Source organism: Pseudomonas sp. FW305-28 (genome assembly GCF_017351395.1).
GTDB classification, from domain to species: Bacteria; Pseudomonadota; Gammaproteobacteria; order Pseudomonadales; family Pseudomonadaceae; genus Aquipseudomonas; species Aquipseudomonas fluorescens_AA.
On record NZ_JACNDD010000240.1, the window covers coordinates 1 to 5,726 of the forward strand.

Here is a 5,726-nt window from a genome sequence, read left to right on the forward strand (position 1 = left end):
GGGACGCTGCGCGTCCAGCGGGAGCAAGCTCCCTCGCCACAAAAGCCCGCAGGATTCAGCTGTCCTTCAAAGTCAGCCGCGAACGCGCAGCGTCAGGCCCTTGAGGAAGTTGCGCAGCAATTGGTCGCCGCACGGGCGGTAGTTGGTGTGGCCGAACTTGCGGAACAGCGCGCTCAGTTCCGGCTTGGACACCGGGAACTCGGCGGCCTTGAGGATGGCGTGCATGTCGTCTTCCTTCAGCTCGAAGGCCACCCGCAGTTTCTTGAGGATGATGTTGTTGGTCACTGGCACTTCGATCGGCTGCGGCGGACGGCTTTCGTCCTTGCCACGCTTGAAGATCACCAGCCCATCGAGAAAATGCGCCATGACCTCGTCAGGGCAGAACACAAAGCCTTCTTCCTCGTCTTTCTTGAGGTAGCCCGCCAGGTCCGCCAGGGAGACGTCCAGGCCGCCCAGCTTGATGATCTCGATGACTTTCTTGTCGCTGATGTCGAGCATGTAGCGCACGCTGCGCAGTACGTCGTTGTGAATCATGTATGCAGTCCTGATCAATCGGCAGTGGGCGCCTGCGTTCGGTGCGGCGCCGGAAAAAATTAGAATTTCTCTTTGGCAGACAGGTAGCGCCACTGGCCCAGCGGCACCTTGCCGATGGACACGCCGCCGATGCGGATGCGGCGAATGGCGACGACCTTGAGCCCGACCGCCTGGCAGAACAGAGCGATCACGCCGGGCTGCGGGTTTTTCATGGCAAAGCGCAGGCGGTTCTCGTTCTGCCAGCTGGCCTTGACTGCCGGCAGCTCCTTGCCCTTGTAGGTCAAGCCATGGTTCAGGCGATTGAGGCCATGGGCGACCATGTCGCCTTCGACTTCCACCACGTATTCCTGCTCGATCTTGGCGGCGTCGGCAGTGAGCTTGCGCAAGATCTTCCAATCCTGGGTGAACACCAGCAGCCCGCTCGCGTTGGCTTGCAGGTCGGCACTGGCGGTCAGGCGCAGGAAATGGCCCTTGAGCGGCCGCTTGCCGAAGCGATGTTCTTCGCTCAGGGTCTGCGGGCCAAGGGAGGCCATCGCGGTGTCTGCGTCCATGCCGGCCGGGACGTTCAGCAGGAGTGTCACCGGCTCTGGCGCGGTGGCCTTGGCCTCGGCGTCGAGTTCGACCTTCTGGGTCGTTACCTTGAACTGCGGCTCGTCGATCACTTCGCCATCCACGGTGACCCAGCCGCCCTCGATGAACAGCTCAGCCTCGCGACGGGAACAGCCGACGAGTTCGATGAGGCGTTTGGAGAGACGAATCGGGTCAGTCATGACGGGGGCCGTAACAAAAAGAGGGTGGGCATTGTACCTGCCTGGGGCCGGTTAATCGCGGGTCCATTTGCCTCATGCAGCTTTTAGCCGCGTCCGGCCTTCAGGTCGGGCTGCTTGTAGCGCATGTGCAGCAGTGGGTAGGGCTGGTTCATACCATCTTTTGCCGAGCGCCCGACCACTTCGAAGCCTTGCTTGAGGTAAAAGCCCAGGGCTTGCGGGTTCTGCTCGTTGACGTCCAGTTGATCGGCGTTCAGCTGTTCCATGGCATAGCGCAGCAACAGCTTGCCCAGGCCCTGGCCACGGTGTTGCGGGTCGATGAAGAGCATCTCGACCTTGCCAGCCGCGACACCGGCGAAACCGGTGATCCGCTGGCGCGCGTCCCGGGTGCAAATGAGCATCACCGCATCCAGGTAGCGGGTGAGCACCAGGTTTTTCAGCAGTTCGATGTAGCTGTCTGGCAGAAACTCATGGGTGGCCCGCACCGAGGCTTCCCAAACCTGGGTCAGTTCCTGGTAATCGCTCGGTTTCGGTGTATGGATGACCGAATGCTGGCGCATGTCCGCCTGTTCCTTGTGCTGGATGTGCTGGGTTTCTCCATACGATAGCCGTAAAAAAGCCCCGCATCCTGTGAGGATGGCGAGGCTTTTCAATTTTTCGGCGATGAAAGAACTTGTGGGAGCCGAGCTTGCTCGCGATAGCGTCGTGTCAGCCAACATTCATGCTGATTGATGCACCGCTATCGCGAGCGAGCTCGGCTCCCACAGGTATTGCAGCAGCCTGTAAAGCGCGGCAGATCAACCGATCTGTTCAGCCCACAAGTCATACTCATCGGCATCGGTCACCTTGCACCAGACCTTGTCCCCTGGCTTGAGGTTGCTGCCGTTGTCGATGAAGACGTTGCCGTCGATTTCCGGCGCGTCGAAGAAGCAGCGGCCCACGGCGCCTTGCTCGTCCACTTCATCCACCAGCACTTCGATTTCACGGCCGATGCGCATTTGCAGGCGCGCCGAGCTGATGGCCTGCTGGTGCGCCATGAAGCGTTCCCAACGGTCCTGCTTGACGTCGTCCGGCACCACGTCCAGGTCCAGGTCGTTGGCCGGTGCGCCTTCCACAGGGGAATACTGGAAGCAGCCAACGCGGTCGAGCTGGGCTTCGGTCAGCCAGTCCAAGAGGTACTGGAAGTCTTCTTCGGTTTCGCCGGGGAAGCCGACGATGAAGGTCGAGCGGATGATCAGGTCCGGGCAGATTTCGCGCCAGTTCTTGATGCGGGCCAGGGTCTTGTCTTCGAAAGCCGGGCGCTTCATGGCCTTGAGGACTTTCGGGCTGGCGTGCTGGAACGGGATGTCCAGGTACGGCAGGATCTTGCCGGCCGCCATCAGCGGGATCAGTTCGTCGACATGCGGGTACGGGTAAACGTAATGCAGGCGGACCCAGACGCCAAGAGTGCTGAGGGCTTCGCACAGTTCGGTCATGCGGGTTTTCACCGGCGCGCCATTCCAGAAGCCGGTGCGGTATTTCACGTCGACGCCATAGGCGCTGGTGTCCTGGGAGATCACCAGCAGTTCCTTGACGCCGGCCTTGACCAGGCGCTGGGCCTCGTCGAGCACATCGCCCACCGGACGGCTCACCAGCTTGCCGCGCATCGATGGGATGATGCAGAAACTGCAGCTGTGGTTGCAGCCTTCGGAAATCTTCAGGTAGGCGTAGTGGCGCGGGGTCAGCTTGATGCCTTGTGGCGGCACCAGGTCGATCAGCGGGTTGTGGTCCTGGCGCGGTGGCACCACGTCATGCACGGCGTTGACCACCTGCTCGTACTGCTGCGGCCCGGTCACGGACAGCACGCTTGGGTGCACGTTGCGGATGTTGCCTTCTTCCACACCCATGCAGCCAGTGACGATGACCTTGCCGTTTTCCTTGATGGCTTCGCCGATCACTTCCAGGGACTCGGCCTTGGCCGAATCGATGAAGCCGCAGGTGTTGACCACGACCACGTCGGCGTCCTGGTACGTGGACACGACGTCATAGCCTTCCATGCGCAGCTGGGTCAGGATGCGCTCGGAGTCGACCAGAGCCTTCGGGCAACCCAGGGATACGAAGCCAACCTTCGGATTGGCTGGCGCGGTAGTGGTGGACATGTCTAACCTCGGTGTAGGGGGGATCGTCTCTTGCCGAGACAGGGCGCCTGGCGCGCCTCTGATCAAAAAGTGCGCAATTCTATCCAGGGTCGACGCACTTGACCAGCTTTATACCGGGAAATGCGACGAGTGCTGCGCTATGCTTCGCGCCTTTGCGTTCTGGCGATTGCTACAGTCAATAAAACGTCTGTAACAATACGTAAAACAGCGCATGCTGCCGCAACAAAACATAGCGCTTCGTTCAAGAAGCCAGGTCTGGGAAACGGGAGTGATGGATGGGTCATGCAAGTAGTCAGGTGGCAGGTGCCGAGCATTCGGCAGCTAAGCCGCTGAGCATGCTGGTCGCGGCGGTCGGAGTGGTTTATGGCGACATCGGTACGAGCCCGTTGTACACCCTCAAGGAAGTGTTTTCCGGTGCCTATGGCGTGCCTGTCAATCACGATGGGGTGCTGGGGATCCTGTCGCTGATTTTCTGGTCGCTGATCTGGGTCGTGTCGATCAAGTACATGATGTTCGTGCTGCGCGCCGACAACCAGGGCGAGGGCGGGATCATGGCGCTCACCGCCCTGGCGCGGCGAGCCGCGGCGGGAAGGGCGCGACTGCGGACCTTCCTGGTGATCTGCGGCTTGATCGGCGCGGCGCTGTTCTACGGCGACAGCATGATCACGCCCGCGATCTCCGTGCTCTCGGCCATTGAAGGCCTTGGCCTGGCGTTCGAAGGCATCGATCACTGGGTGGTGCCCTTGTCGCTGGTGGTGCTGGTGGGGCTGTTCCTGATCCAGCGCCACGGCACTGCACGGATCGGCACCCTGTTTGGCCCGATCATGGTCACCTGGTTCCTGGTGCTTGGCGCCCTGGGTGTGTACGGCATCGCTCAACATCCAGAAGTGTTGCAGGCGGTGAACCCGGCCTGGGCCGTGCGTTTTTTTATCGTTCATCCGGGCATGGGCGTGGCGATCCTCGGTGCCGTGGTGTTGGCGTTGACCGGCGCCGAAGCGCTGTACGCCGACATGGGGCACTTCGGCCGCAAACCGATTGCCCGTGCCTGGTTCATCCTGGTATTGCCGGCGCTGGTGCTCAATTACTTCGGCCAGGGCGCGTTGTTGCTGGGCGACCCGGAAGCGGCGCGCAACCCGTTTTATCTGCTGGCGCCGAGCTGGGCGCTGCTCCCGCTGGTGGGCCTGTCGACCCTGGCCACGGTGATCGCCTCGCAAGCGGTGATTTCCGGCGCGTTCTCCCTGACGCGCCAGGCGATCCAGCTCGGTTACATCCCGCGCATGTACATCCAGCACACCTCCAGCGCCGAGCAGGGCCAGATCTACATCGGTGCGGTGAACTGGTCGTTGATGGTGGGTGTAGTGCTGCTGGTGCTGGGTTTCGAATCTTCCGGCGCGCTGGCTTCGGCCTACGGCGTGGCCGTGACCGGTACGATGCTGATGACCACGATCCTGGTGTCCGCCGTGATACTGCTGTTGTGGAAGTGGCCGCCGCTGTTGGCTGTTCCGTTGCTAATCGGTTTTCTTTTGGTGGACGGCCTGTACTTCGCCGCCAACGTGCCGAAAATCATCCAGGGCGGTGCATTCCCGGTCATCGCCGGTATTGCCTTGTTCGTGCTGATGACCACCTGGAAACGCGGCAAGCAATTGCTGGTGGAGCGCCTGGATGAAGGGGCGCTGCCGCTGCCGATCTTCATCAGCAGCATCCGTGTGCAGCCGCCGCACCGGGTCCAGGGCACCGCCGTGTTCCTGACCGCGCGTTCGGACGCTGTGCCTCACGCGCTGTTGCACAATTTATTGCACAACCAGGTGCTGCATGAGCAGGTGGTGCTGCTGACCGTGGTGTACGAAGACATTCCCCGGGTGCCACCGCAGCGGCGCTTCGAGGTCGATGCCTATGGCGAAGGGTTCTTCCGGGTGATCCTGCACTTCGGTTTCACCGATGAGCCGGACGTTCCGCAGGCGCTCAAGCTCTGTCATCTCGATGACCTGGACTTCAGTCCGATGCGCACCACTTACTTCCTCAGTCGCGAGACCGTCATCGCCTCCAAGCTTGAGGGCATGGCCCGCTGGCGCGAGATACTGTTCGCCTTCATGTTGAAAAATGCCAACGGCAACCTTCGTTTCTTCAATCTGCCGTTGAACCGGGTGATTGAACTGGGGACGCAGGTCGAGATGTAGCATCAGGAAAACAAAAGCCCTCGTTGCCTTGCGGCGGCGGGGGCTTTTTTGTGGGCGACACACAGGCTGATGCCAGGATGAAGCCCCTGTGGGAGCGAGCTTGCTCGCGA

General features: G+C 61.3%; 5 protein-coding genes. 1 reads left to right on the top strand and 4 read right to left on the bottom strand.

Going from position 1 to position 5,726, the window contains the following annotated elements; genetic code table 11:
* Window positions 1–72: 72 nt before the first annotated feature.
* The 4 genes from J4E53_RS29540 to rimO all read right to left on the bottom strand — a co-directional run bounded on the left by J4E53_RS29540 (window position 73) and on the right by rimO (window position 3,439).
* Window positions 73–534 (bottom strand): DUF1456 family protein, encoded by a 462-nt coding sequence (locus tag J4E53_RS29540; protein WP_053182473.1) that lies wholly within the window; start codon window positions 532–534, stop codon window positions 73–75.
* A gap of 59 nt (window positions 535–593) precedes the next feature.
* Entirely contained in the window at window positions 594–1,304 is a 711-nt protein-coding gene (locus J4E53_RS29545; protein ID WP_103311297.1) for an rRNA pseudouridine synthase, read from the bottom strand.
* Between the two features lie 83 nt (window positions 1,305–1,387).
* Complete coding sequence (locus J4E53_RS29550; RefSeq protein WP_060738940.1) at window positions 1,388–1,861, bottom strand: GNAT family N-acetyltransferase; 474 nt, start codon at window positions 1,859–1,861, stop codon at window positions 1,388–1,390.
* A 237-nt stretch (window positions 1,862–2,098) separates the two neighbouring features.
* A complete protein-coding gene (rimO, locus tag J4E53_RS29555; protein ID WP_003198379.1) occupies window positions 2,099–3,439 on the bottom strand; it encodes a 30S ribosomal protein S12 methylthiotransferase RimO in 1,341 nt (446 codons plus the stop codon).
* A gap of 335 nt (window positions 3,440–3,774) precedes the next feature.
* Between rimO and J4E53_RS29560 the strand changes: the two genes are divergently transcribed.
* Window positions 3,775–5,616, top strand: coding sequence for a potassium transporter Kup (locus tag J4E53_RS29560; protein WP_371919237.1), 1,842 nt, complete (start codon window positions 3,775–3,777; stop codon window positions 5,614–5,616).
* Window positions 5,617–5,726 lie beyond the last annotated feature (110 nt).